Source organism: Klebsiella huaxiensis, assembly GCF_003261575.2.
In the GTDB taxonomy this organism is placed as follows: Bacteria; Pseudomonadota; Gammaproteobacteria; order Enterobacterales; family Enterobacteriaceae; genus Klebsiella; species Klebsiella huaxiensis.
Map to the genome: position 1 here is coordinate 1,924,769 of NZ_CP036175.1, position 24,619 is coordinate 1,949,387.

General features: G+C 56.2%; 14 protein-coding genes. 4 read left to right on the top strand and 10 right to left on the bottom strand.

The features are described 5' to 3' along the window. Positions 1-2 precede the first annotated feature (2 nt). Complete coding sequence (locus DA718_RS09250; RefSeq protein ID WP_112213123.1) at positions 3-470, top strand: YehS family protein; 468 nt, start codon at positions 3-5, stop codon at positions 468-470. A gap of 181 nt (positions 471-651) precedes the next feature. Here DA718_RS09250 and DA718_RS09255 read toward each other — a convergent pair whose 3' ends face one another. From DA718_RS09255 to metG, 9 genes are all read right to left on the bottom strand, one after another. After that, a complete protein-coding gene (locus DA718_RS09255) occupies positions 652-1,113 on the bottom strand; it encodes a YehR family lipoprotein (RefSeq protein ID WP_112213124.1) in 462 nt (153 codons plus the stop codon). A 15-nt stretch (positions 1,114-1,128) separates the two neighbouring features. Next, positions 1,129-3,123 (bottom strand): SWIM zinc finger family protein, encoded by a 1,995-nt coding sequence (locus DA718_RS09260; protein ID WP_112213125.1) that lies wholly within the window; start codon positions 3,121-3,123, stop codon positions 1,129-1,131. Continuing rightward, entirely contained in the window at positions 3,120-4,256 is a 1,137-nt protein-coding gene (locus DA718_RS09265; RefSeq protein WP_112213126.1) for a vWA domain-containing protein, read from the bottom strand. The genes DA718_RS09260 and DA718_RS09265 overlap by 4 nt, the downstream gene beginning before the upstream one ends. After that, positions 4,256-6,541 (bottom strand): DUF5682 family protein, encoded by a 2,286-nt coding sequence (locus DA718_RS09270; protein WP_112213127.1) that lies wholly within the window; start codon positions 6,539-6,541, stop codon positions 4,256-4,258. The genes DA718_RS09265 and DA718_RS09270 overlap by 1 nt, the downstream gene beginning before the upstream one ends. Positions 6,542-6,551: 10 nt before the next feature. After that, positions 6,552-7,640: an ATP-binding protein gene (locus DA718_RS09275; RefSeq protein ID WP_112213128.1), complete on the bottom strand. Its 1,089-nt coding sequence runs from the start codon at positions 7,638-7,640 to the stop codon at positions 6,552-6,554. Positions 7,641-7,870: 230 nt separating this feature from the next. Then, the gene (locus DA718_RS09280) at positions 7,871-11,473 is read right to left on the bottom strand and encodes a DUF4132 domain-containing protein (RefSeq protein WP_112213129.1); all 3,603 of its coding nucleotides are present in this window, start codon (positions 11,471-11,473) and stop codon (positions 7,871-7,873) included. Positions 11,474-11,487: 14 nt separating this feature from the next. Next, positions 11,488-15,222, bottom strand: a complete 3,735-nt coding sequence (locus tag DA718_RS09285) for a DUF4132 domain-containing protein (RefSeq protein WP_112213130.1) — start codon at positions 15,220-15,222, stop codon at positions 11,488-11,490. Between the two features lie 12 nt (positions 15,223-15,234). Beyond that, positions 15,235-18,972, bottom strand: a complete 3,738-nt coding sequence (locus tag DA718_RS09290) for a DUF4132 domain-containing protein (RefSeq protein WP_112213131.1) — start codon at positions 18,970-18,972, stop codon at positions 15,235-15,237. Between the two features lie 138 nt (positions 18,973-19,110). Then, a complete protein-coding gene (gene metG, locus DA718_RS09295) occupies positions 19,111-21,144 on the bottom strand; it encodes a methionine--tRNA ligase (protein ID WP_112213219.1) in 2,034 nt (677 codons plus the stop codon). Positions 21,145-21,295: 151 nt separating this feature from the next. Between metG and apbC the strand changes: the two genes are divergently transcribed. Beyond that, positions 21,296-22,405, top strand: coding sequence for an iron-sulfur cluster carrier protein ApbC (apbC, locus tag DA718_RS09300; RefSeq protein ID WP_110277441.1), 1,110 nt, complete (start codon positions 21,296-21,298; stop codon positions 22,403-22,405). Between the two features lie 379 nt (positions 22,406-22,784). Further along, entirely contained in the window at positions 22,785-23,114 is a 330-nt protein-coding gene (locus tag DA718_RS09305; protein ID WP_112213220.1) for a hypothetical protein, read from the top strand. A 44-nt stretch (positions 23,115-23,158) separates the two neighbouring features. Here DA718_RS09305 and DA718_RS09310 read toward each other — a convergent pair whose 3' ends face one another. Continuing rightward, positions 23,159-23,473: an RcnB family protein gene (locus tag DA718_RS09310; protein WP_110277442.1), complete on the bottom strand. Its 315-nt coding sequence runs from the start codon at positions 23,471-23,473 to the stop codon at positions 23,159-23,161. A gap of 168 nt (positions 23,474-23,641) precedes the next feature. Between DA718_RS09310 and DA718_RS09315 the strand changes: the two genes are divergently transcribed. Continuing rightward, positions 23,642-24,535 (top strand): LysR family transcriptional regulator, encoded by an 894-nt coding sequence (locus DA718_RS09315; protein WP_112213132.1) that lies wholly within the window; start codon positions 23,642-23,644, stop codon positions 24,533-24,535. The last annotated feature ends 84 nt before the right edge of the window (positions 24,536-24,619 follow it).

Genomic DNA, 24,619 nt, shown 5'->3' on the forward strand with positions numbered 1-24,619 from the left:
TTATGATCAGTAACGATATCTTACGTAGCCTGCGCTACATCCTGAAAACCAACAATAACGGCCTGGTGCGCATTTTTACTCTGGCAGATGCGCCGGTGAGTGCAGAGCAACTGGTACCGTGGCTGAAAAAAGAAGACGAAGAGGGGTTTGTGCGCTGCCCGGATATCGTGCTGGCGAACTTCCTCAACGGCCTGATTTACGACAAACGCGGTAAAGATGAATCCGCGCCGCCGCTGTCGGTGGAGCGCCGGGTGAATAATAATATCGTGCTGAAAAAACTGCGTATCGCCTTCTCCCTGAAGACTGATGACATTCTCGCTATCCTTACCCAGCAGAAATTTCGCGTTTCAATGCCGGAGATCACCGCCATGATGCGCGCGCCGGACCATAAAAACTACCGCGAATGCGGTGACCAGTTCCTGCGTTACTTCCTGCGCGGCCTGACCGAACGCGCGCACGCGAAATCCTGATATGCTTCCCCGGCTTGCGGCGTAAACGCCTTAGCCGGGCTACCCGAAGGCACAGCCCCGTAGCCCGGTCAGCGCAGCGCCACCGGGAAGAAACGGCTCCGATGCATCAATCCGGCACATTCCCCGCAGGCGGCTGTAAACCTGTAGCCCGGCTCAGCGCAGCGTAAGCCGGGAATTGACGTTATTTCACCTCTTTAAATCCCTGCGACGTCAGCATTTTTTCCGACTCGCTAAGCGAAATAAACTTTTGCGCGCAATCGGTAAAACTGGCTCCCGGCAGTTTGCACAGTTCGCTGATTTTGACCTGATTAAAGTCGATAGAGAGATGCTCCTGTGCGTAGCTCTCCTTATAGTCCACCTTGTGCGTGACGCCTTTAATGCTGCCGTAAGCCGCACCGATGGGGTCGATAATCTTGCGCGCCTGCTCTTCGTTAGTCACCCCGAGCGATTTATAAGGAATGGTGTTGTCCGCATCCTGACGCGTCACGATGTCCCCTTTGTAGTGATAGGTGAACGTCAGCTCAACGCCGTTCATGGTGTTGCTAAAGGCTTTAACCTCGTCTTTTTTGTTATCGCAGCCGACCAGAGCCGCCAGCAATACGGTTGCGCTCAGGATAGTGACAATCTTGCGGTTGAATTGCATAACGATTCCCTTTGTTTAATATTGTGCCATTTGCAGCTGTAGATAGAGTAAAGATAATTTATTCAATGTGTTATCCGCAATGGCGGATTTATTTTCATGCAGCTGGCGCAGCAAACGAGCCAACTGGTTAAAACCTTGCTCCGCCAGTTCGTCGGCCAGCGTACTCGCTTCACGAAAAAGGTTCTGTTGTTGGTAGCGTAGACCATTATGCAGGAGTTGGATTAACACCTCCTGGCACCGCTGTAAAAGCAATCCCGTCTGAGATACCGCCGGTGATAAATCGGCGGCGGGCAACGGCCCTGCGGGGTGCGGTTCGGCATCCAGCGCCCAGGCCCGCGAGCGGGTCATCATCACCAGCGGTTCCAGGGTGAGCTGTCCATGATTAAACGTGACCATCCCGGAAACCATTACCACCGGATCGTCTTCTTGCCCCAGCAGCACCGCCATCCGCTCAACGGCAAAAGGTGCGCTGGCAGAAGCGGGGAGCGACAGATGCAGAAGATTATCTTGCCCCTCGCCGCTGATAACCTGCGCATCCAGCGTTTGTCGCGCCGCATCCCAGCCCACGGCAAGGCACGCCTCAATCGGCAAAATAAATAAATTATCCACCTGGTTGAGCGGACGTACGCAGGCCGGGGCGCGTTGATGCAGATATTCGCGCAGCGCCGCCACGCCCGGCTGGCGCAGTGGCGCATTGAGCATAAGCCAGGCGTCCGGGGTGAGCGGAACGTTGCTGCTCAGGCGGTGGCGTGTGCCCAGCAGCAGTTCGCCATTGGCATTACGCCGCGCCGATTGGGAAATGATTTGCCCGCCCGCCAGCGCCCCGGCCTGAAAAGTAAACAGGCGACGCTGCCATGCCGGGCTTTGCACCCGTTCAGCCAGCGGCCAGCTGTGCGATAAATGCAGGATACTGCCGGTGTCCGGATCGCTAAACCAGATGCGTAAACCATACTGGCGGTTATTCTGCCAGCTGCGCATGCCTAAAGAGATAAGCCGCACGTGGTCGAGCTGTGCCTCACCGGCAACGCCCAGACCGACGATGGTGAGCCACGGCAGAGGCGGAACGGCAAGTTGCGCCATGTGTCCGGCGCTTTCAAGGCGGGCGTTAAGTCCGGCGAGCTGAGCGAGTAGCTGCGCGGGGTGATAATAGCTGGCACGCTGCTGGAACGCATCGACTCCCTGGCGAACCTCGTCAAGCGCCCCTTCGACCCAGCGCCAGTTGGCCGCATGCGCTGCACGCTGTGCGCGGGTAAACGCGGCGTCAAGATTGATCGGCGGCTGGCTGATACCGCCTTGCCACAGAAGGTGGCTTAGCTGCTGGAGACTATGCCGACAGGCTTCGCCCTCTGGGGTATCAAATGGACCCCCGCTGGTGGCCACCTTGTGGCTGCGGGTTTGCCAGACCAGATGAGTAAAGCCGGGCTGCTGGGCTTCGGCGTCGGTAAATGCCTGTACCGCCAGCGCCACATGTTCGCACAGCGATCCTTCCACACAATCGCAACGGGCAAAGCGGATGCTGCTGCGGGAGTAAAAACGCACATCGCTCATCGGCAGCTTTGCCGAAGGCATTTCGCCTGGCAAGCAGAACAGCTCCACAGCTAACCCTTTATCCGCTAACTGTTGCGCCCGCTTACGGACGGCGTCGGGTAGGGTTGCCAGCTCTTCCTGCCACAATCCAGGATGCCAGCGCTCGGTATTTTCCGTCGCCTCTTCGGGTACGTCGTCGCTGATATTGGCGCGCTGATAGCTCAGCACCAGCATCACTCGATGGCGGCACATGCCGCTGGCGCCGCAGGTGCAACTGGACTCTTTCAGCGCCTGGTCCTTTGCCAGCCGGGTGCGGATCCCATCGTTAAACAGAGCGGTGAGCGTGCCAGCATCATCCTGCTCCAGCTCGGGAATATTACCGCTATCCAGCTCTTTGATACTGCGTTTAACGAATCCGGCATTGCTCAACGCCATCAGCGCCTGCTCCGTAAGCTCGAGTAGTTCGGGGCGTAAAGGCATCATGATTGCAAATTCTCCGCCAGCCAGGCCGCCAGTTCACCGGGGGTCATCGCGGCGATTTGCGCCCCAACGTTGACCAGAGACTGAGCCATTTCGTGGTCATAACAGGGCGATGCCGTATTGTCTAAGGCCGCCAGCCCGAGGACTTTGATACCGCTTTGCACGCTCTGCTTCACCTGGTGAATCAACAGGGATGTTGCACCGCCTTCAAAAAAATCGCTCACCAGCACGATGACGCTTTTTTGCGGCTGTTCAATGAGCTGCCGGGCATACTCCACCGCCTGGGCGATGTTGGTACCGCCGCCAAGCTGAACTTTCATCAGCAGCTCGACCGGGTCAGCGACGTCGGCGGTGAGATCTACCACGCTGGTATCAAAGGCCACCAGGTGAGTGCGGATACCCGGCAGTTGCCACAAACAGGCCGCCATGACGGCGGAATGAATAACGGAATCCACCATCGAACCGCTCTGATCGACCAGCAAAATCAATTGCCATTTTTCGCTATGGCGCTTAATGCGGCTGATAAACTTCGGTGATTCAATGTACAGCTTGCCGCGCTGCGGGTCCCAGTGCTTCAGGTTAGCGCGCAGAGTATTTTTGAAGTCGAAATTGCGCGCCAGCGGGATGCGCGAGGGACGCTGACGATCGCGTGCGCCGGAAAAGGCCTGACGAACCTCTTTTGCCAGCCGGGCCATGATTTGCTCGACAACCTGGCGTACCAGCTTGCGGGCGGCGTTCAGTACATCCGGATTCATCAGATGTTTGGTATGCAGCACCGCACGCAGCAGGCTTTCGGAAGGTTCGATGCGTTCCAGCACCTCCAGATTAGTCACCACCTCATCAATGCCGTAGCGCAGCACCGCATCACTCTCGAGTCGTTCGATGACCTGTTGCGGAAAAAGCGTATGGATGGCGTTGATCCACTCAGGCGTCGTCAGGTTTGAGCCCTCTAGCCGGCCCTGGCGTTCGCCGCGCTGTAGGCGTTCGGGGTCGCGGCCATATAACCACTCCAGCGCCTGGTCTATTTGGCAGGCGCGTTCGTCAAGCCCGCCAAGACTGTTCTCGGCGGCTTCGCCTAAAATCAGCCGCCAGCGCTGGAGTTCTCGGGTAGTCAGAAGATCGGATAGCGTATGCATTAGTGAATTCCCCAGTGCTGCAGCGCTGCCAGCGCCTGCTGTTCTAACTGCTGATGGCGAGTAAAGCGTTCCGGCGTACAGGGGAGCGGTGCCTGAAGCACATGCGTCGGCAGCATGGTCATGTGATAGTGATCGAGAACCTGACGCGCCAGCGCACCGCGTTCGCGTGGTGGCAGCCAGGCCATCGCCGCGCGTAAATCCGGCAGGGCGAGGATGAACTCATCCTCGGCCAGTTGAGCAAGTAATCCGCTGAATCCGGCGATAAACGCGGGCTGGCAGGCCAACTGATGGCGGGCTAGCGCCAGCATGCCGTGCACAGCTTCCCCCAGCCGCTGCGACGGCAACTGCGCCAATAACGTCAGGGCCGCTTCAGCAGTTGCTGCGGGATGCTCAAGGCGAAGCAGTGCGCCGAGCGCCGCACCGCGGTCGAGCGGGGCGGCATCGAACGCTCTTATACGCCGTTCAAATAACGCCAGGGCGGCACTGAGCGACACGCCAGGTAAAACGCTGCCGTTTTGCATATCGCGTAGAATATGGCACAGCGTCTGCCAGCTATGCAGATGGGCGTGAAACTGCGCCTCTTCGGCAACGCCACTGGACTCGCAGAGCCATAGCGTCCTGTCAAGCGCCGCGCAGAGCGTTGTTTGCAGCACCACGGCATCCTGCATACCGCTGATTTCGTCCAGACGCCACAGCGCATAAAGCACCTCCAGAGCCGGGCCCATTTCGGCGAACTGGCTCTCCCCGGCAATAAGCTGCGCCAACTGATTTAGCATCTGCTGGCTGAAAGTAGATAGCCCCGCCAGTGCCGCCTGGTTCAGGCTGGCGGCCAGGCTACGGATGCCGATGGAATCCAGCATGTCTACCTCAAGCCGCTGGCGCGCGGCCTCTGCCAGGGAGGCACCGTAGCAGGCGGCTTCAATCAGCGCGGCATGCTGTTCCAGCGGACGAAACAGCGACCAGCACTCTTCGCCGTCACCGGAAAGCGTCATTGCGCTGCCCTGTCGCCGCTGGATCCCTGGAATATCGAGAATGGCCAGTCGGTGCAGTACCTGACTTTGCGCTAATCCCCCGGGCTCAAAGCGGTTGAGAGTCAGGCTACCGGACAGGGTAATATCGACCCGAGCCAGCTCGCGCTCCACATCCAGCGGCAGCGGAGGTTGAGGCGTTCCCAACGCCAGCTTGCCGAAGCCAGAACCCGCCAGCGCATCGACCATTGTCAGCAGGATCGGGTCGGTATCCGGATGAATCACGCCGCGATAGCTCCACGGCATCCGGGCATTCAGCGCTTCTTTAATGAGCGACCCCGCCAGCGCATCAAGCCAGTCGCAACGCAGCGGCTGGGCGTGACCGCGAAGCTGTGCCAGCGCCATGGCGCGTAGATGGGCGGCGGCGAGATCGGCCGTGGAGGCGGGCAGGCGACGCTGGCGTAAACGGGTGAGCAGGTTTTTCAGCAACTGTTCACCGGCCTGCTGTTGACCGAGCTGCCAGCACCATTTCTGCCACACCGGTGCGGGCATCCCGGAAAGATAACCTGCCAGCACGTCCAGGCGCTTTTCGCTATAGGGCGTCAGATAGCAGCCGGTGATGGTATCGGGCGTCGGCGAAGGCGGGCATTCAGGCTCCTGCGTTTGCGCCGGGCAGTTTCGCCATTGCGCGGCCAGCGCCGGGGCATGCCAGCCGCCGCACACCACCACTACCGTGCCGTCATTTTGCCTCATCGCCCATGCCAGCCAGCGGGCCATAAAGACTTCGCGCTGGTGGTTGTTTTCACCACCGCTTTCGTCGCCGCGCAGGCGGATAAAGTAAGTCTCCAGCGCCTGCTTCAGGTCAGCACGTTGGGTTTCGTCTTCAAACAGGTGGTCCCACAGGGTATCGGTATTCTCCATCCCGCTGGCCTGGAGCAGGCGCTGCTGGTCATCGGCGCGACGAGTGTCAGCGTTCTCTTCATCGTCATCACTCTGCGCCCACACCGGCAGGTCGATAAATCGGACGTGCGCCCCGGTTGCGCGTGCGGCTAACAAGGCCTGCCATTCAGGAGAAAATTCAGCGAACGGCGTCCAGGCACCGCGTCCAGCCGTGCCGCCGTCCTGATGCTGGCAGTAGCTGTAGATGGCGATGGGCAACTGATGAGGTAAAAACAGCTCATCCAGCCGATGATTAAAATCTGCCGGGCCTTCAATCAAGACGTAGCGCGGACGCGTTTGTTCAATCTGTTCCTTCACCAGCCTGGCGCAGGCCGGGCTGTGATGACGAACGCCGATAATTAACGGCTGCTCAGGCATGCGTGTTCCCTCACGGCAGGCGATGGCGGGCCTGATAATAGGCCTGCCAGTGGGCTTCTTTATGCGTGCCGACGCGTTGTTCAAAATAGCGACGCAGGCGGGCGCGGTCATCTTCATTATCTTTAATGATGGTCCCGGCGATGCAATCCACCAGATCGGCGGGTTCTCCGGCGCGGCCGGCTAAAAACCACGCCCGCACCCCGACGGCGTGGGCGACGTTAACCGCTTCGGCGGTGGACATAATGGCGTTGAGGGTATCCATGGACGTTTTTTTGCCGCCGTCGGCGCGCAGATCGCGGAAGGTGTGCACCAGCAGCTCCAGCACGGCGTCGGGCACTTTATGCGGGATGCCGCTATGCTCCAGCAGCCGGGCCGAGGCGCTGGCCACCAGCTCCAGCTCCTGCTGAAAATCCATAATCGGAAAGACGGTTTCGAAATCGAAGCGGCGTTTCAGTGCCGCGCTCATTTCGTTAACCCCGCGGTCGCGGGTGTTGGCGGTGGCGATAATATTAAATCCGGCGCGGGCGTACAGCTGGCTGTCATCGCCGGTCAGTTCCGGGATCGCCATTACGCGATCGGAAAGCATCCCCAGCAGGCAGTCCTGAACTTCCAGCGGGGTGCGGGTGATCTCTTCAAAGCGAACGATTTTACCGTCGCGCATTCCCTGATACAGCGGGGCGGGCACCAGCGCCTGTGTCGACGGCCCCTGGTTTATCAGTAATGCATAGTTCCACGCGTATTTGATTTGATCTTCCGTAATGGCCGCGCCGCCCTGGATAGTGAGCCCGGCATCACCGCAAACGGCGGTAGCCAGCAGCTCTGAGAGCAGTGATTTCGCCGTTCCCGGCTCGCCTACCAGCATCAGGCCGCGCCCGGTCGCCAGCGTTACCAGCATCCGTTCAACGGCGGCGGGGCTAATAACCACCTTGCGGCTAATATTGCGAGCGCTATCACCAAGGATAAAAGCCCGCGCCGCCGGCAGGCTCAACTGCCAGCCGGGAGGGCAAGGGAGCGGGTCATCCTGCTTAAGCCGTGCGAGTTCGTCGGCATACAGCACGGCAGCCGGCGGGCGCTGAAGGTGTTTTTCCTGTTGTGACATATTTCTTCCTTAAAATGACAGCGGTAATAAGATAAGGCGTTATTTTATGCGCAGTGGATAACGTGAAGTCCTTTATTTCTGAGCTGTTATAGCGAGCTATATTTAGCGCAACATCTCCCTGCATATTTTGTAGTCAAAAAGGCTCATTAGGTAAGTGGAACTGAAAAGCCACTATCCGACTCATGCGGGGAGTTGAATCGTGTGGTTAATCGACTCACTGCATTTTTGTTTTAGCGGAAAATAATATCCACCGTGCTTAGCGCCTCGCTAAGATCCTGAGAATCAAGCTGCGAGAAGGCGGCGGGGCGTTCGTCGCGATAGAGCGTAATGGTGCCGAACTGCTGGCTTGCTTTGGCGTCGATGTTGTAGTGAACAAACCCTGGCGTAACCTCCAGTATCAGCCGATGCTGCGAGAGGTCGTAACAGAAACAGTTTTCGTTAGCCTGCCACCAGCCGCGGCTGCGGATCCCCAACAGCTGCCCGCAGGTGGTCGATTTTCCCTGCCAGCGCATCAGTTTGCTGCTGCCCGCTTCTGATGGCGTCAGCAGCACCGTACGGCGCGCCAGCTGGCGGAAGGGCTGCAACAGCAGGTAGTCGTTGAGGATTTGTTCGAACGCCGCGCACGTTTTATCACCCATTTCCAGTGGATGAGCGATGCCGAACACAGCATCCTCCGGCAGGGCGATAGTTTCATCCAGGCTATCGCAGAATTCGCCCTCTGCTGCGACGCGAAAGGCGTTGAGCAGACGTCGTGGTTCATTCGGTGTGTAAACTCCCCACACTAAGCGCCGGGTCAGATGGCTGGTCAGCGGATGGTCAACAAACAGCGCCTGAAACTCAGCTCGACTCCAGCGCCGCGCTAGCCGTAGCGCACTTTCCAGGTGCGGCAGCAGGCGTTTTGCTACCTGGGTTGCATCTTTTTTCAGGCCTTTCAGTCGGGTCAGCGCTTCCACTGCTTTGGTCTGCTCATCCTCGGCACGCAGGCGCGGAATACTTTTTTGCCGCGCTCCCTGCTGGTCGTATATCACCGGCAGCAGGTTTTCATCAAAGCGCACGCTAAAGCTACGGGTACCAAAGTCAAAGGTCAGCGCCCGCGCATCATCCAGCCCCAGCGTCGGCGTCAGCCGGTCTTGCAGTTGCTCTTCGCTCAGGTCACGCGCTTCGGCAACCTCTTTAAGATACTGTTCCGCGCTCTCGCGCAGCGGGCGTGATTTGGCGCGCTGCGAGATATGGTGCAGCTGGAGCAATGACATATCACTGCCGATGCGGGTGAGGATATGCAGCCCGCTGGCGGCGCGGGCCGATTTCCCCTCCTGCGGCCAGGCGAGGATTAGCGCAGTCAGGCAGCGTACGGTGCTTTCATCACCGAAGATGCCCAGCGTCTGAAATGCCCAGTTCTCTTTGGCGGGAGCCCCTGTGCTTTGCCAGGCGTTAAACAGATCCCAGGCAAAAGCGGACAGCGACTGGGGCTGACAGGCGGCTTTGACAATATCCAGCCCGCAGTAATGATGGCCGCCCTGGGCGAAGCGCAGCATCTCGCCGAGGATTTCCAATGCGTCGTCGGTTAGCGGCTGGTCGTTACTGATCAGTCGCGGCCTGCGCCAAAGCGCGGGCTGCCAGAAGTCCGGCGCTTTCGGCGTCCGGGCCGGGTAGTTGTCCAGCGGATCCTGCGTCAGGAGTAGCTTCAGGGCCGCCCACAACGGTGGTTCGTTCCAGCGCAGGGCGACCGTTTGCAGCAGCGCTTCGTGACCTTGCTGGTACAGCAGGCGCAGGGCGTTAATGGCTGCTTCGCGGCTATCGCCCGCTTTGTCGAACGCCAGCGGGATTAGCGCAGTGGCGGCATGTTCCGGCCATTGCAGTAGCCACTGGCGTGCGAGGTTGCTCTGCGCCTGGAAACGTCGCCAGAGGCGGGCGACCGGTAGCGCCAGTTCCGTCGCACCGATATGAATCAGCAGCGGAAAGATCTCTTTTGACCGATGCTGAAGCGCCAGTTGCAGGCCGGGCAGGGCATCTGTCCCGAGGATGCTCAGCATATATTCGGCCCCAACGAATTTGAAGTTCTCTTCATTGATGCGCTGCCACAGCGTCGCAGCCTGTTCGCGGGGCAACTGCATCAGCAGATAAAGATTCCAGCAGTCGTTGGGTTTATAGCCCGTATCCAGATGGCTTTGCCAGGCTTGTAGTAGCGTTTTACTATCACCGTTACGAAGTGCCCGAATAGCGGCTTCACACCACACCGGTTTATTACGGAAGATACTATCCCACGGTTCTAAATGGCTTTGTTGTCCGTTCAGGGTGTATTGGTGGAACAGATAATCCATATGCTCAAAGCCCAACTCCTGTAATACCATCTCTTTTTTGCGGGTGAGTCGTTCGCTCAACGGCAGGTCGTTAAAGAAACAGGCTGGCTTACTGGTGGCCAGCGCCTCTCTTTCCCCCTGCTGCCAGTATTCCTGCGGAGCAACCTGGAGTACGGGAAGCTCCAGGCGCGGGCTGGCGGCTTTTTTCTTTTTGCCGCGCCACGGCGGCGAGAGCAGAATTTCCGGCAGGCTGGCGTTATCGGTGGTTGTCGTTACGCCTGAAGAAGGCAATTGTTGACAGGTTGCCAGCAGGGCCAGCGCCTGCGAACTTAACCAGGGAGTGACTTCTTCAGCCAGCTGCGGGTGTGTATTTAGCAGCGCCTGAAGCAGCATTCGCCAGCCCTCAGCGCGTTTTTTCTGCTGCTGCGGGAGCTTTTTCTCTTCAATTCCAGGATAGCCTGGACGTGCAGGGGGGATCGGCAGCGCCAGCAGTTCTGCCAGCGCCGCCAGCGTCGAGGCGGGGAATTTTTTGGCAAATTTAGCGACGCGTTCCTGGCTGGGTTTGTTTTTGTCCGCTACCAGCAGTAACAGCCGAATAACTTGAGGATGGTTAATTTGCACCAGCAGGCTGCCGCAGTCGTCTTTGTGCGCGTAGACCGCCATTCGAGGAACCGCCGCCAGCCCCTGCTCGCGCAGAACAGCGGCACAGGCGGCGTAGCCGTAACGGTTTTCGGAATACATATCGCTACCTTCGCGATCGGTAAAAATATCGCGTTCCCAATACTCCTCCAGCTCAGCTAGCGCGGCTGGAGTGGTGGCAACGGCTTTTAGCCACTCTTTCGAGGCTCGATAGTAGCACCTCTGATTGTGAAGTTCGGCGATTTCATTGGCGATCTCCGGCCGTTCCGGCAACAGCAGGGCGATAAACGGCTGGCGATGAAGCGGAACGTCTGGCAGCGCGGCAGCGAGCTTATCGGCACAGCGCTGCCATACAGTTTCTTGCGCCAGCGAAAGATGTTTGCGAAGACGTAGATCGAAGGCGTTGTAGGTATAGGAGCGAAAACCGCTGCCGCTTTCTTTGTCCGGGTGACAAAGCACAATATTTGGCGGTCGATGCTCGTTCTGCATCACCTTGATGTTTTGCCGGGCAATCACCACCTCAGTGGCGTACTCGACGCCGTGCAACTGGACAATTTCATCCAGTAGCTCAGGGCTATCGTCTTCCGCTAGTCTGGTGAGCACCGCCATCGCGCACGCGGACATCGCCGGTTTTGCTTCGCCCATATAGCTGAGCGCCAGCGCAATCGCCTGCTGCCACTCCGGCGTACATTTTTCATAGTCCCAGGTGGGAACCCGAATATGCTGATACCGTGAGGGAATATCGTTCGCCAGCGCTTGAATACGGCCTTCCACTATCGGCGGCACCGGCTCGCCCGGCCAGCGGCGGTGGCTTAACGGTTCTTTGCCCTTTTTAAAGATCAATTCCAGCTGTGCGTCATCCGCCAGCCATGGCAGGGTTACTGTGTGGTGCATAAACGTTCCTTGTTCTATTCAAATAACGCATCAATGTCGTTAATCAGTTCGCTGGCGCTGACGCTATCCAGTACGGAAAACGTTGCTGTTTGCGGACCGTTGTTGCCCCAGCCGTACTGGTGCGCTTTGCCTTCCCATAGCCAGAGTTTGCTTAACAGCTGCTCGGCGCTCAGTTCGTCCGGTGACATGCCCACGGCGAAGCCTTCGTCAATTTCCATCACCAGCGTCCACTGTCCCAGCGGTTTGAGCATCCAGCCAATCCAGCCACCGTCCTGTGGGTCGCCGCGCAGCCAGCCTTTATTCGCCAGCCCCATTACCCGACCGCTCGGACATTTGCGCCCGGCCCAGCGGGTCAGCTCTGAGGCAGACAGTTCAGCGGGCGTCAGGGTGTAGCAGTTGCGATCGAGCTGACGGAACGGTGGCAGCAGTTCGTAATCGGCGAACAGTTGACCGAAGGCGGCGGCGTCTCCCTCAGGTATTTCCAGTACGTGCGGAATACCGATGCGGATCTCGCCGTCCGGCAGGGTAAAGAGATCGTCATCGGCGGTGCTGTAGCTGTTGTCTTCGGCAACGCGGAAGCAGGCCTGCAGTTTGTTGTCGGCACCATAGACGCCCCATACCAGACGACGGGTAAGATGGCGTACCAGCGGATGACTCACCAGGAACAGGTGGAAGTTCTCCGACGTCCAGCGGCGGCGCTGGCACATGGCGGACTCCATCCGCGCGATTTGTTGGGCGGCAATCGTGCGGGCATCTTTTTTCAGCGCTTTGTAGCGATTAACTGACTCTGTTGCCAGCGTGTCATCATCACTCTTATTGGGTTTTGGCAGGTCTTTCAGACGACTGCCGTTTTCATCGCGCACGAATGGTTTGAGCGCCTCATCAAAGCTAACGATAAAGCGCCGCGGGCCAAAATCGAGGGTTAACGTTCCATCATCGTTCAATCCGAGATCCGGAGCGAGGCGGTCTTCCAGCTCGGCAACGGTAAGTTCGCGACTCTCGGCGATATCGCCGATTTTTTCCCGTGCGCGCTCCTGTAAGGCTTTGAACTTCAGCTTCTGGGCGATGCCGTTAAGCTGCATCAGGGCGATATCCGTGCCGATCGCGGCGAGAATATCTAGCCCGACCGTGGCGCGTTTATGCTGGGATTCACCCGGCCAGACGCGGATCAGCGGCGTTAACGCTCGCGCGGTGTCGTCGTTGCCGAAAATTCCCAGCGCGCTAAAGGCCCAGCTCTCTTTGGATGGCGCTCCGGCGGTTTGCCAGGCGCTGAACAGATCCCAGGCGAAGGCGGCGAGTGACTCGGCAGTGCAGAGATCTTTCACCTGCTGTAAGCCGGGGTAAATGCCTTCTTCTACCGGGAAGCGCAGCATTTCACCGAGCGATTTTAATGCTGCGTCCGGGAGAGCCTGGCCGTTTTCACGCAGTTGCGGGCGCGTCCAGAATGCGGGTTGGTAAAACGCGGGCAGGGCTGGAATTTTGGTCGGATGGTTATCCAGCGGATCGAGTGAGAGTAGGGCGTTAACTGCCTCCATCACCTCCGGCTGATTGTAGCGTTGTGCGACCTGCTCAAGCAGAGGCTGATGGCCGTTGTCTACCAGTAGACGCATCGCCTGTCGGGCACTATCCTGCGCTTCGCCTGATTTACCAAAGGCAGCGGGCAGCAGGCCGGTAATGGCATGCTCCGGATAAGCCAGCAGCCACTCGCGGGCAGCATCGCGCACCGTTTTAAGTTTGTTAAAGGCGCGAGCGACCATTGGGGCCAGTTCACTGGCGGCAAACCAGATAGCGACGGATAAGTTCTCTTGCGGGTAACGTGAGAGAGAATGGATAAAGCCCGGCAGCCCGGCAAGACGCAGATACGTCATTACGTATTCCGCGCCGGTGTGCGGCTCTTTGCTCAGAGCGTTCCAGGCCACGATTGCCTGCTCGGTGGGCAGCGCGTTGAGCATATAGACTGCCCATTCGCGTGAGGAAGAACCGTGGTGGGCCTTAAACTCGGCAATCAGCGCGGGATAATCCTGCCTTTGCCAGGCGCTAAGTACGGAATCGGGGGCGTCGTCATAACTATTGCCATTCCAGCGCTGAAAACTACCTAAGCGCGTCAGGTAGTTTTTTTCATCTTTCCCTCTGCTTAGTTCCACCTGTTGGGCATACCAGCTACGTTGTTCGAGAAGCTGCTTGCCCGCCTCTTCCGTCAGCATGCAGACCGGGTCTAAGGCCAGTGGTGATAAATCCAGTTGGGGAATAGGGGACTTTTTCTTTTTCGCCGCCCACGGCGGGGAAACCAGCACCGGCGGTAGCATATCGTCACTGGCGCAGTCGGTCTGCTGATTGAGTTTCTGCTGGCAGGTTTCCAGCAGCGTTGCGGCCTGCGAAGAGATCCATGGCGCGATCTGCGCAACCAGTTCCGGTCGGGCGCTCAACTGGGTCATCAGCATAATGCGCCAGCGTTTCTCTTCTTTTTGTGTCAGCAGTTCAGCTAATGCCGCCAGCGCCGCATGTGGGAAACGGGTGCAGGCTTGAGTCATCCGTTCATGGCAGCGTTTTCCTTGTTCACTCACGCGGATCAGCTGCGTCAGGGCCTGCGGATGATTAACGTAGCTTATCAGCTCGCCGCACAGGTCATCGTGAACGTAGGGCGCAAAGCGGGAGATTCCGGCGACACCTTGTTCGCGCATCACCGTCGCGTTCCAGACGCTGCCGTGGTAATAATCGTTAAACAGATTTTCCGCCTGGTAAGGCTCCAGCGCTTTGACGACCTGCGGGTCGCGGGCAACCAGCTTCAGCCATTCTGCCGTTCTGATATTTTTGTGCGCCATCACCCGGCGGGCGATGTCGTGGGCGATATCCGGGCGTTCCGGCAGCAATAACGCGACCAGCGGCTGTTGGCCGATAGGCATATCCGGCAATGCGGCGATGAGTTTGTCCACGCAGCGCTGCCAGAGTGGTTCATCGGCAAGGGCCAGATGCGCACGCAGGCGAACGTCGAACATACCCGCTCCACGAGCTGAGACTGGTTCTGCGAGAAAGGTGACCTGAACGGTTTGATAATTATATTCAAATTCAATGTGCTGTAGGGCGATAAACATCTCAACGGCATATTCCAGCCCGTAGACGTAAACAATTTCGTCCATCAGTTCGGGATTGTCACCGCTGCGCCAGCCGCGGCGAGTTGCCACTGCGACCTGAACTGCCAGCGCGGCCGGTGATAGCTGGCCATCGGTGAGAGCTTCATTGATGACTTGCTGCCAGTATGCGGAGCAGTTGGCGTTATTGAAGGTGACGGTTTTACCAGATTGTTTGTGGATCTCCTTGCCGAGGTTCATCAGTTCACTGTCCTCAGGCGCAGCAATCGGTTCGCCGGGGAAGAGGCGCGAAGGGAGCGCTTGCGCAAGTAGTTCATCCGACAACGGCAATTCAGCATCGTCCGCCAACCACGGGCGGCTAACGTCAACAGGCGTGGGAACGTGTTCCGGCTGTGGGGCTGCTATCGTGGCGGCTGGCTCAGAAGGCTGGCTGGCAACGGTGGGTTGCACAGCGGCGGTATCTTCAACATAGCCTTTTTTAGTTTTTTCGTTAATCAGCTTCAGCTCGGCTTTGCTGGCCGCGACGCTATCGGCAAAGGTTTTAATCTGACTCTGACCGTTGGTGCCGACCTTGCCCCAGCTCAGATGCAGCTCGTTGTCCTGCTGCTCTACTGCCCAAAATTTGTGAGATTTTTCGTCGTGATAAATGAACGTTTTCATGACCAATTCCTTTTAATCGAATAGCGATTCGATATCGTTGATGAGTTCGCTGGCGGCAATAGCGTCGAGGGTGGAGAAAGCAAACGCTGGTTTTCCGAAGTAAATATCATCTTCAGCGACGATTTTGACCATATCGAGCGGGATGAGTTCGTCGTACCCGGTTTCACCATATAGCAGCGAAAAAGGTTCCGTGACCAGCACTATGTCACCGCAGGTTGATGGTTTATACATTCCACTGGTACTGCCGCTTTCTTCTATTCGTTGCCAGCCTTTGCGCTCCAGCCCGACGATGCGGCCTGCCTGGCATTGTCGCCCGTTCCACCGATTCAGCTCCATGGCGTCGCATTCGCTTTCCGTCAGGCTGTAGTGGTTGCGGTCAAGCTGGCGGAACGGCGGTAGCAGTTCGTAGTCGGCAAACAGCTGGCCGAAGGAGGCGGTGTCTTCCGGAGCCATCTCCAGTACGTGCGGAATACCGATTTGCCCTTCCGGCAGGCTGAACGGATTATCCTCGGCATCGCTGTAGCTGTTGTCTTCGGCTACGCGAAAGCAGGTAAGCAGGGTGTTTTCTTCGCTATAGACGCCCCATACCAGGCGGCGGGTGATGTGGCGCACCAGCGGATGCTCGACGAGGAACTGGCGGAACTGCTCCGGCGTCCAGCGGCGGCGCAGGCACATGGCGGATTCCAGGCGCATGATCTGCTGGGCGGCGACGGTGCGGGCGTCCTTTTTCAGCGATTTATAGCGGTTGACCGCTGCGGCCGCCAGCGTTTCGTCATCACTTTTGTTGGGCTTCGGCAGGTCTTTCAGGCGGCTGTGGCTTTCATCGCGCACAAAGGGTTTAAGGGCTTCATCGAAGCTGACGGTAAAACGGCGCGGGCCGAAGTCGAGGGTCAGGGAACCGCTGTCATCCAGAGCTAAATCCGGGGCGAGGCGGTCTTCCATCTCGGCAATAGTCAGCCCGCGGCTTTCGGCAATTTGCTGGATTTTGTTCTGTGCATTCTCCTGCAGCGCCGCAAATTTGATTTTTTGCGCAATGCCGTTGAGTAACATCAGGGCGATATCGCTGCCGATTTCCGCCAGAATATCCAGCCCAAGCGCTGCGCGTTGATGCTGCGATTCACCTGGCCAAGCGCGGATGAGTGGCGTCAGCGCTCGCGCGGTATCGTCATTACCGAAAAAGGCTAATGTCGTGAAACCCCAGTTTGTTTTTGAGGGGCCTCCGGCTTCAATCCAGGCGTTAAAAAGATCCCAGGCAAAGTTAGCCAGAGATGTCGGAGTACAGATGCTTTTTACGGTATTCAGTCCGGCGTAAAGTTTCACTTCGCGTGGGAAATTCAGCATATCGCCGAGGTAACGCATGGCGTCATCCGGCAACGGCAGACCCGAGCTTTTGAGCTGTGGTCTGCGCCACAGTGCAAATTGATAAAATTCAGGCAAAGGCTGAATTTTCGCCGGGAAATCGTGAAAGTCTCCTACGTCGAGAAAGTCTCCCAGTGCAGCGATAATCTCCGGTTGTTGATAGCGCTGTGCTATTTGGGTTATCAGAGAACGGTGATTATTATCGGCCAGTAATCGCAAAGCTTGTTGAGCATCGTCCCTGTCTTTGCACGCTTTTCCTAGCGCTGCGGGCAATAACCCGGCAATGGCATGTTCGGGATACTCAAGTAGCCAACTGCGGGCGTCTTCGCGTAGCGTTTTTTTGCGGCTGAAGTTTTGTGCCATCGGTAGTGCCAAATCGGTTGTGCCGCAATAGGGGGTAAACGGCCACAGCGACTGGCGATCGTTTTTAAGATAACGGACAAATATCGGCAGGGCATCGATGCCAAAAATGGGTAAGATCCCCTCTTCGCCTTTGTGAGGTTCATCAGCTAGAGCATCCAGCAGGGCTAATGCTTGCCCGCGCGGCATCCAGGCCAGCAGATGCAGTTTCCATTGCGAATACCGCTTACCCGTATACTGATGGAATTCATTTATCAAGGTGGCGTAGTCATTGCATTGCAGGGCTGTGATAGCATTTTGCGGAATGGGCATTTTTTGCGATGTGCCAGGGTCTAACTGTTGCCAGTTTTCAAATCCCAGACGCCACAGAAAGTTTTGTTCCGGGGTGAATGGCTCTGTCACTTTTTCCCAACGATAGCTTTCAAATGGCGGTAGGTCCGCGTAATTGAATTGGGATTGGTAATCACTGTAATCGTAGCCACTGAGTTCTTCCGCTATTGCCGGCGTCAGGCTCAGCGTAGAAACGACGGGGAGCACCAATAGCTTGAATACGGGTGATGTGCTTTTTTGATTTTGCTTTAGCCACGGTGGGGATACCAGTATTTCTGGTAGGGTCTCCGGGCTGGCATATTCTGCTGATGAATCGCTAAGCGATTGCGTCGTGGTTAACGTTTCTGCGGCGTGTGCGTCAATCCATGGCAGAACTTGCTCTACCCGAGCTGGTTCAGCGCTGATGAGTACCGTTAGCGCTCTGCGCCAGATCGGATCTTCATCGCTCGTCAGCAGCGATGCATAAGCGGCAATGGCTGCATGAGGATATTTTTGACTGGCCTTACTTAAATATCCCAGACGCTTATTTTTGTTGCCGGCACCAAGAATTAATATCTTAAGCGCATCCGGATGGTTCGTTTTAGCTAACCACTTAGTGAAATAGTCAGTAGCTTCAAGCTCAGGTAATTGGGTGCTTGCTTCCTTTTCGTCCAAATCGTTAACGAGTTGACTTACCCCGATCATGCCATGGTTGGCTATCAATGTGGCAACATAGGGGAGAAGGTGAGAGTAAAGCGGAGGCAACGGGTATTTTTCTAGCGTCGTCAGTGCTGAAGGGGCATCGACGACCATTTTCAACCACGCCATTGCCGGGATCTCTTCGGCGGCGAAACGCAATACTATCTCGTTGGCGATATCCGGGCGCTCTGGCAACATCAATGCGGCAAACGGCTGCATAGAGGGGGAAAGCCCAGGAATAGCCGCAATCAGCTTTTGGACGCAGCGCTGCCACTCTTCCTCAGGTGCTAATGAAAGATGATGACACAAGCGCGGGTGCCAGTCGGGCAGATATTCTATTTCGTTAACAGGAAAGTCGCTACCTACGACAGTTTTCTCAAGGTCATCATCGTACTCGCATGTCACTTGCAGGGTATGACAGGCGATCTCAACCGTGGTTTCAAGTCCGTATTGCGTCACAAAGAGGTCGATTAAATCATCAGAATAATAGCCCATTTGCCCGAGAAGAGCCGCTTCAGAAAACAGGCTTCCGGTGGATTGGTTATGTTTAATCCGTTGGTGTAGCTCAACGTAAGCCTGTTCCCAGACAGGTGATGTAAAATGGTAGTCGGATGGCCTGAATGTGGCTTTATCATTCCTGGTAATGCTTTGCCAAATTTGATTGCCATCCGGTGTGGTATTAAACGGTCTGGAGCGGTTACGGTGATGGAAAGCAAACCAGCCGATCTCCTCCGTTAGAGGTATAAGGGCATCATCAGCGAGCCAGGGTCGGTCATTAGATTGGCTGGCGACTGCCTGGGGTGGGTGTTTTTCCGCCGCGGTATTTTCTGCATAGCCTTTTCTTGTTTTCTCACCAATCAGTTTCTGTTTGGCTTTTGCGGCAGTGGCGCTATCGGCAAAGGTTTTAATCTGGCTCTGACCGCTGGTGCCGACCTTGCCCCAGCTCAGATGCAGCTCGTTACCTTGCTGCTCCACCGCCCAGAATTTATGTGATTTTTCGTCCTGATAAATAAAAGATCTCATTTTCTTCCCTGTGTTTTTATCCAGTTTGGATTTGATGCTAGCAGTTATTACTAAGAACACAGAGGGGGAGGACGACAAGAATGCGATTTTCAGAATTTATAAAAAAAAGCGCTGCCGGAGCAGCGCGTTATGCGAGGATTACTTGACCTGCTGGCCGGGCTGAGCGCCGCTGTCCGGGCTTAACAGGAAGATATCTTTCCCGCCTGGGCCTGCGGCCATCACCATGCCTTCCGAGATGCCGAAGCGCATTTTGCGCGGTGCCAGGTTGGCGACCATCACCGTCAGGCGACCAATCAGCGCCTGCGGATCCGGGTAGGCGGAGCGGATACCGGAGAAGACGTTACGTTTCTCGCCACCAAGATCCAGCGTCAGGCGCAGCAGCTTATCGGAACCGTCAACGAACTCGGCGTTTTCAATCAGCGCGATACGCATATCCACTTTGGCAAAATCGTCAAAGGTGATGGTTTCCTGAATCGGATCATCCGCCAGAGGACCGGTAACCGGCGCAGACAGCGCTTTCACTTCCTCTTTCGACGCTTCAACCAGCGCTTCAACCTGTTTCATTTCGATACGGTTGTACAGCGCTTTAAAGGTATTGACCTTATGGCCGAGCAGCGGCTGCTGGATAGCATCCCAGCTCAGTTCGCTGTTGAGGAACGCTTCGGCGCGTGCGGCAAGCTGCGGCAGGACCGGTTTGAGCCAGGTCATCAGCACGCGGAACATATTCAGACCCATGGTGCAGATGGCCTGCAGGTCAGCATCGCGGCCTTCCTGTTTGGCGACCACCCACGGAGCTTGTTCGTCAACGTAGCGGTTAGCGACGTCTGCCAGCGCCATAATTTCGCGGATAGCCTTACCGAACTCGCGACTGTCCCATGCCTCACCAATGCTGGCAGCCGCATCGGTAAAGGTTTTGTACAGCGCCGGATCGGCCAACTCAGCAGAGAGCACGCCGTCGAAACGCTTATTGATAAAACCGGCGTTACGCGAAGCGAGGTTAACGACTTTGTTGACGATGTCAGCATTGACGCGCTGCACGAAATCTTCCAGGTTCAGGTCGATATCATCAATGCGCGAAGAGAGCTTGGCAGTGTAGTAGTAGCGCAGGCTGTCGGCGTCAAAATGATTCAGCCAGGTGCTGGCTTTTATAAAGGTGCCGCGCGACTTGGACATCTTCGCGCCGTTCACCGTTACGTAGCCGTGTACGAACAGGTTGGTCGGCTTGCGGAAGCTGCTGCCTTCCAGCATCGCCGGCCAGAACAGGCTGTGGAAGTAGACGATATCTTTGCCGATAAAGTGATACAGCTCGGCGGTGGAGTCTTTCTTCCAGTATTCGTCGAAGCTTACGGTGTCGCCGCGCTTGTCGCACAGGTTCTTGAAGGAGCCCATGTAGCCAATTGGCGCATCCAGCCAGACGTAAAAATATTTGCCCGGCGCGTTGGGGATTTCGAAGCCGAAGTAAGGTGCATCGCGGGAAATGTCCCACTGCTGCAGGCCGGACTCGAACCACTCCTGCATCTTGTTAGCGACCTGTTCCTGCAACGCGCCGCTGCGGGTCCACGCCTGGAGCATTTCGCTGAACGACGGCAGGTCGAAGAAGAAGTGCTCGGACTCACGCATCACCGGCGTCGCGCCGGAAACCACGGATTTCGGCTCGATAAGCTCGGTTGGGCTGTAGGTCGCGCCGCACACTTCGCAGTTATCGCCGTACTGATCCGGTGATTTACACTTCGGACAGGTGCCTTTCACAAAACGGTCCGGCAGGAACATGCCTTTTTCCGGATCGTAAAGCTGAGAAATAGTGCGGTTTTTGATAAAACCGTTCTCTTTCAGGCGGCCATAGATAAGCTCCGACAGCTCGCGGTTTTCGTCGCTATGCGTGGAATGATAGTTATCGTAGCTGATGTCGAAGCCAGCAAAATCGGTCTGATGCTCCTGACTCATTTCGCCAATCATCTGTTCCGGGGTAATACCAAGCTGCTGCGCTTTCAGCATGATCGGCGTACCGTGGGCGTCGTCGGCGCAGATGAAGTTGACCTCGTGGCCGCGCATTCGCTGGTAACGGACCCAGACATCAGCCTGGATGTGCTCCAGCATGTGGCCGAGGTGGATTGAGCCGTTTGCGTACGGCAGCGCGCACGTTACCAGAATTTTCTTCGCGACTTGAGTCATAGTGGGCATTACATCTTCTATTGTAAAAAGGGTTTTTGATGTTACCGCAAAGGCAATAATTTGGTAAGCCCAAAGCTTATTGTGGGGGAATTATTCCCTTTAAGGTAAACTTAACGGATAAGATTCAACCCACAATAACAAAGGAGTCGGGATGAGTTCGCAATCCCAGGCCAAATCCCCCGAGCGTCTGCGTGCGATGGTCGCCGGGACCCTGGCTAATTTCCAGCACCCAACCCTGAAACATAACCTCACCACGCTGAAGGCGCTGCATCACGTCGCCTGGCTGGATGAAACCGTACACATCGAAATTCAGATGCCGTTTGTCTGGCATAGCGCGTTTGAGGTGCTTAAGGAGCAGTGCAGCGCCGAGCTGCTGCGCATTACCGGCGCTAAAGCCATTGACTGGAAGCTGACGCACAGCATCGCCACGCTTCAGCGGGTAAAAAATCAGCCCGGCATTAATGGCGTAAAAAACATTATCGCCATCAGCTCCGGTAAAGGCGGGGTGGGTAAATCGTCTACGGCGGTCAACCTGGCGCTGGCGCTGGCGGCGGAAGGGGCGAAAGTCGGCATTCTCGATGCCGATATTTACGGCCCGTCGATTCCGACCATGCTCGGCGCGGAAGACCAGCGTCCCACTTCGCCGGACGGTACTCACATGGCGCCGATTATGAAATTCGGTCTTGCCACCAACTCTATCGGTTACCTGGTGACCGACGATAACGCCATGGTGTGGCGCGGCCCGATGGCCAGCAAAGCGCTGATGCAGATGCTGCAGGAAACTCTGTGGCCGGATCTCGATTATCTGGTGCTGGATATGCCACCGGGCACCGGCGATATTCAGCTGACGCTGGCGCAGAACATTCCGGTAACCGGCGCGGTAGTGGTCACTACGCCGCAGGATATTGCGCTGATCGACGCCAAAAAAGGCATCGTGATGTTTGAAAAAGTGGAAGTTCCGGTACTGGGTATTGTGGAAAACATGAGTATGCATATTTGCAGCAATTGTGGGCACCACGAACCTATCTTCGGTACCGGTGGCGCGCAAAAGCTGGCGGATAAATACCACACTCAGCTACTGGGTCAGCTGCCGCTGCATATCACGCTGCGTGAAGACCTCGATAAAGGTACGCCAACGGTGGTTGCGCGTCCGGAAAGCGAGTTTACCGAGACTTACCGCCAGCTAGCGGACCGCGTCGCGGCGCAGCTGTACTGGCAGGGCGAAGTGATCCCCGGCGAGATTGCCTTCCGGGCGGTGTAATCACCTTTTCAGGCTAAGCCGTGCGGCGTTTTACGTCGCGCGGTTTTTTTATGTCTGCAGATAACTGCGCTTTTCTACCTTATAAGTTAATCACCAAATGAATATCATTGATGTTAACTATTGTTTATTTTTATTTACATTCAGCCGTGTTGAGATTTATCAATAAAACATATTATTAACATTGTATTCTTCCGGCAATTGTGAGAGCTTCATTAACATAGAAGTGAAATATTTTTTATTCGCCAGGATGAGGTGTTTTTTTACAGGAATTTATTTTCCTCATCTAATTTTTTTTGGCGGGCAGTTGTCATCATTAGTCATGCGTAGATAAAAACGAGGTAAGGAATAAAATATCCGTAATACATTTTCGGAGTGAATGATGAATAATATTGCTCTAATCGTTAAGTTACGAGAACTGCTGGTTATTTTTATGCATACGCGCTCTTTGCCGGAGAAAGCAGCCGATGCGTTGCGTTATTGCCAGGAAAACATCCCGCTAACTGAGGTTCCGATTGGCGCTTATGGTGAATATTATGAAATTTTTGAACAAATCACTTTTTTATCAGGTGATCAAAGCCGCACTGCGCCGGATGATTTACTGCGAAGCGGCGGCGATCTGATATTAAGTATTCTGATGTTATATGAGCAAATTGCTTCATATATTGCCGTCGAGGAATTTATGCAAAAGCAAAACCGTTTTAACGAATAGAAAAGAAAAACGCCAGCGGCAGGTCGCGCGCTGGCGTTCGGTTTTTAACGATGATAGAAAATCTCGCCATCGTAGATTTTGAGGATTTTCCCCTCAGTATCGGTAATCAGAACGTAGCTCCCACCCATATAGGTCCAGTGAGTACCGGCGTCCGGTGCGGGCAGATTGCGCTGCTGCCACTGCTTAATGTTGTATTCTGGCGTGAGGTACAGCGGCGGTACGGTATCGCCGATGTGGAATTGTTTGAAGTCTGCGGTAACACCATCCAGCTCATATTTCTGTATAGCGCCGCCAGCAGCCCACGCTCCGCTGGAACAGGCCAACAGTACGCCCAGAAGCATCATTTTTGTTTTACGCATAATTTCCTCATTATTATCCTGGACACAAAATCGCAGCCTCGTATCATTCCTGAAGCGCCAGGGGAATGGCAAGTATTGGTTTGGTTAAAAGTGTAAGCAAACAGTGATGCTGTACGTTTTTCGGCGGATCGCGTCGGTTTTGAGAATAATCCTGATTCAGGAGCTCCTATGTTCAGGCTGGAAGATCTGGCATTGTTTGTCCGCGCTGCGGCATTAAGCAACTTTAGCGAGGCAGCGCGAGAGGCCGGGCAGCAGCCCGCGCAGGTGAGTGCGGCGATCAAGCGTCTGGAAACGACGCTGAACATTCGTCTTTTTGCCCGTTCAACGCGTAGTTTGCGTCTGACCCCTGAAGGGGAGACCTGGTTGCCCTATGCCACGCAGATGCTGGATACGCTGCACGCCGGACTGCAAAAAATCCAGGCTCCCGATGACGAAATTCGCGGGACGTTACAAATTGCCGTGCCGTCCGATCTGGGGCGTAACTTGCTCCTGCGCGTGTTTCGCGCTTTTCGCCTGCGCCATCCCGCGCTGAGTTTACGGATCCTGTTTTCCGATCATCGGACCGATGTGTTTAAAGACCCGGTGGACGTGGCATTTCGCTATGGCGATAACGACGATGCTTCGTTTATTTCCCTGCCGGTTGCTCCTGAGAACCGGCGAGTGCTGGTGGCCTCGCCCGGTTGGATAGCCGAGCACGGTGAACCGCAGACGCTGGATGATTTAACGCGGCATAATGCGCTGACCTACGTGCTGCGCGGCAGGCCGTTCGATCGCTGGCCGCTTAGTTTTGGGGGAGACGTTCACCATGTGCAGGTTTCCGGCACGATTGTGAGTGATGACGCTGAAGTTATTCGCCGCCTGGCGATTGCCGGGGAGGGGATTGCGTATAAATCCACGCTGGACGTGAGCGATGACATTCGTGAAGGGCGGCTACAGGTGCTATTGCCGCAGTATCAGGGTGATGTCGTGCCGCTAAATATGATTTGCCCGCACCGCAAACAGCTTTCTTCTGCGGTGCGGCTACTGTATGAGGCAGTTAAAGCTGAGTGCGAGAAAGTATAGGCTCTAACGTTGGTGTCATTCCCGGCGGCGCTGCGCTTGGCTGGGCTACGGATCCGCGTGGTTTACGGGTTTGGTAGCCCGGAC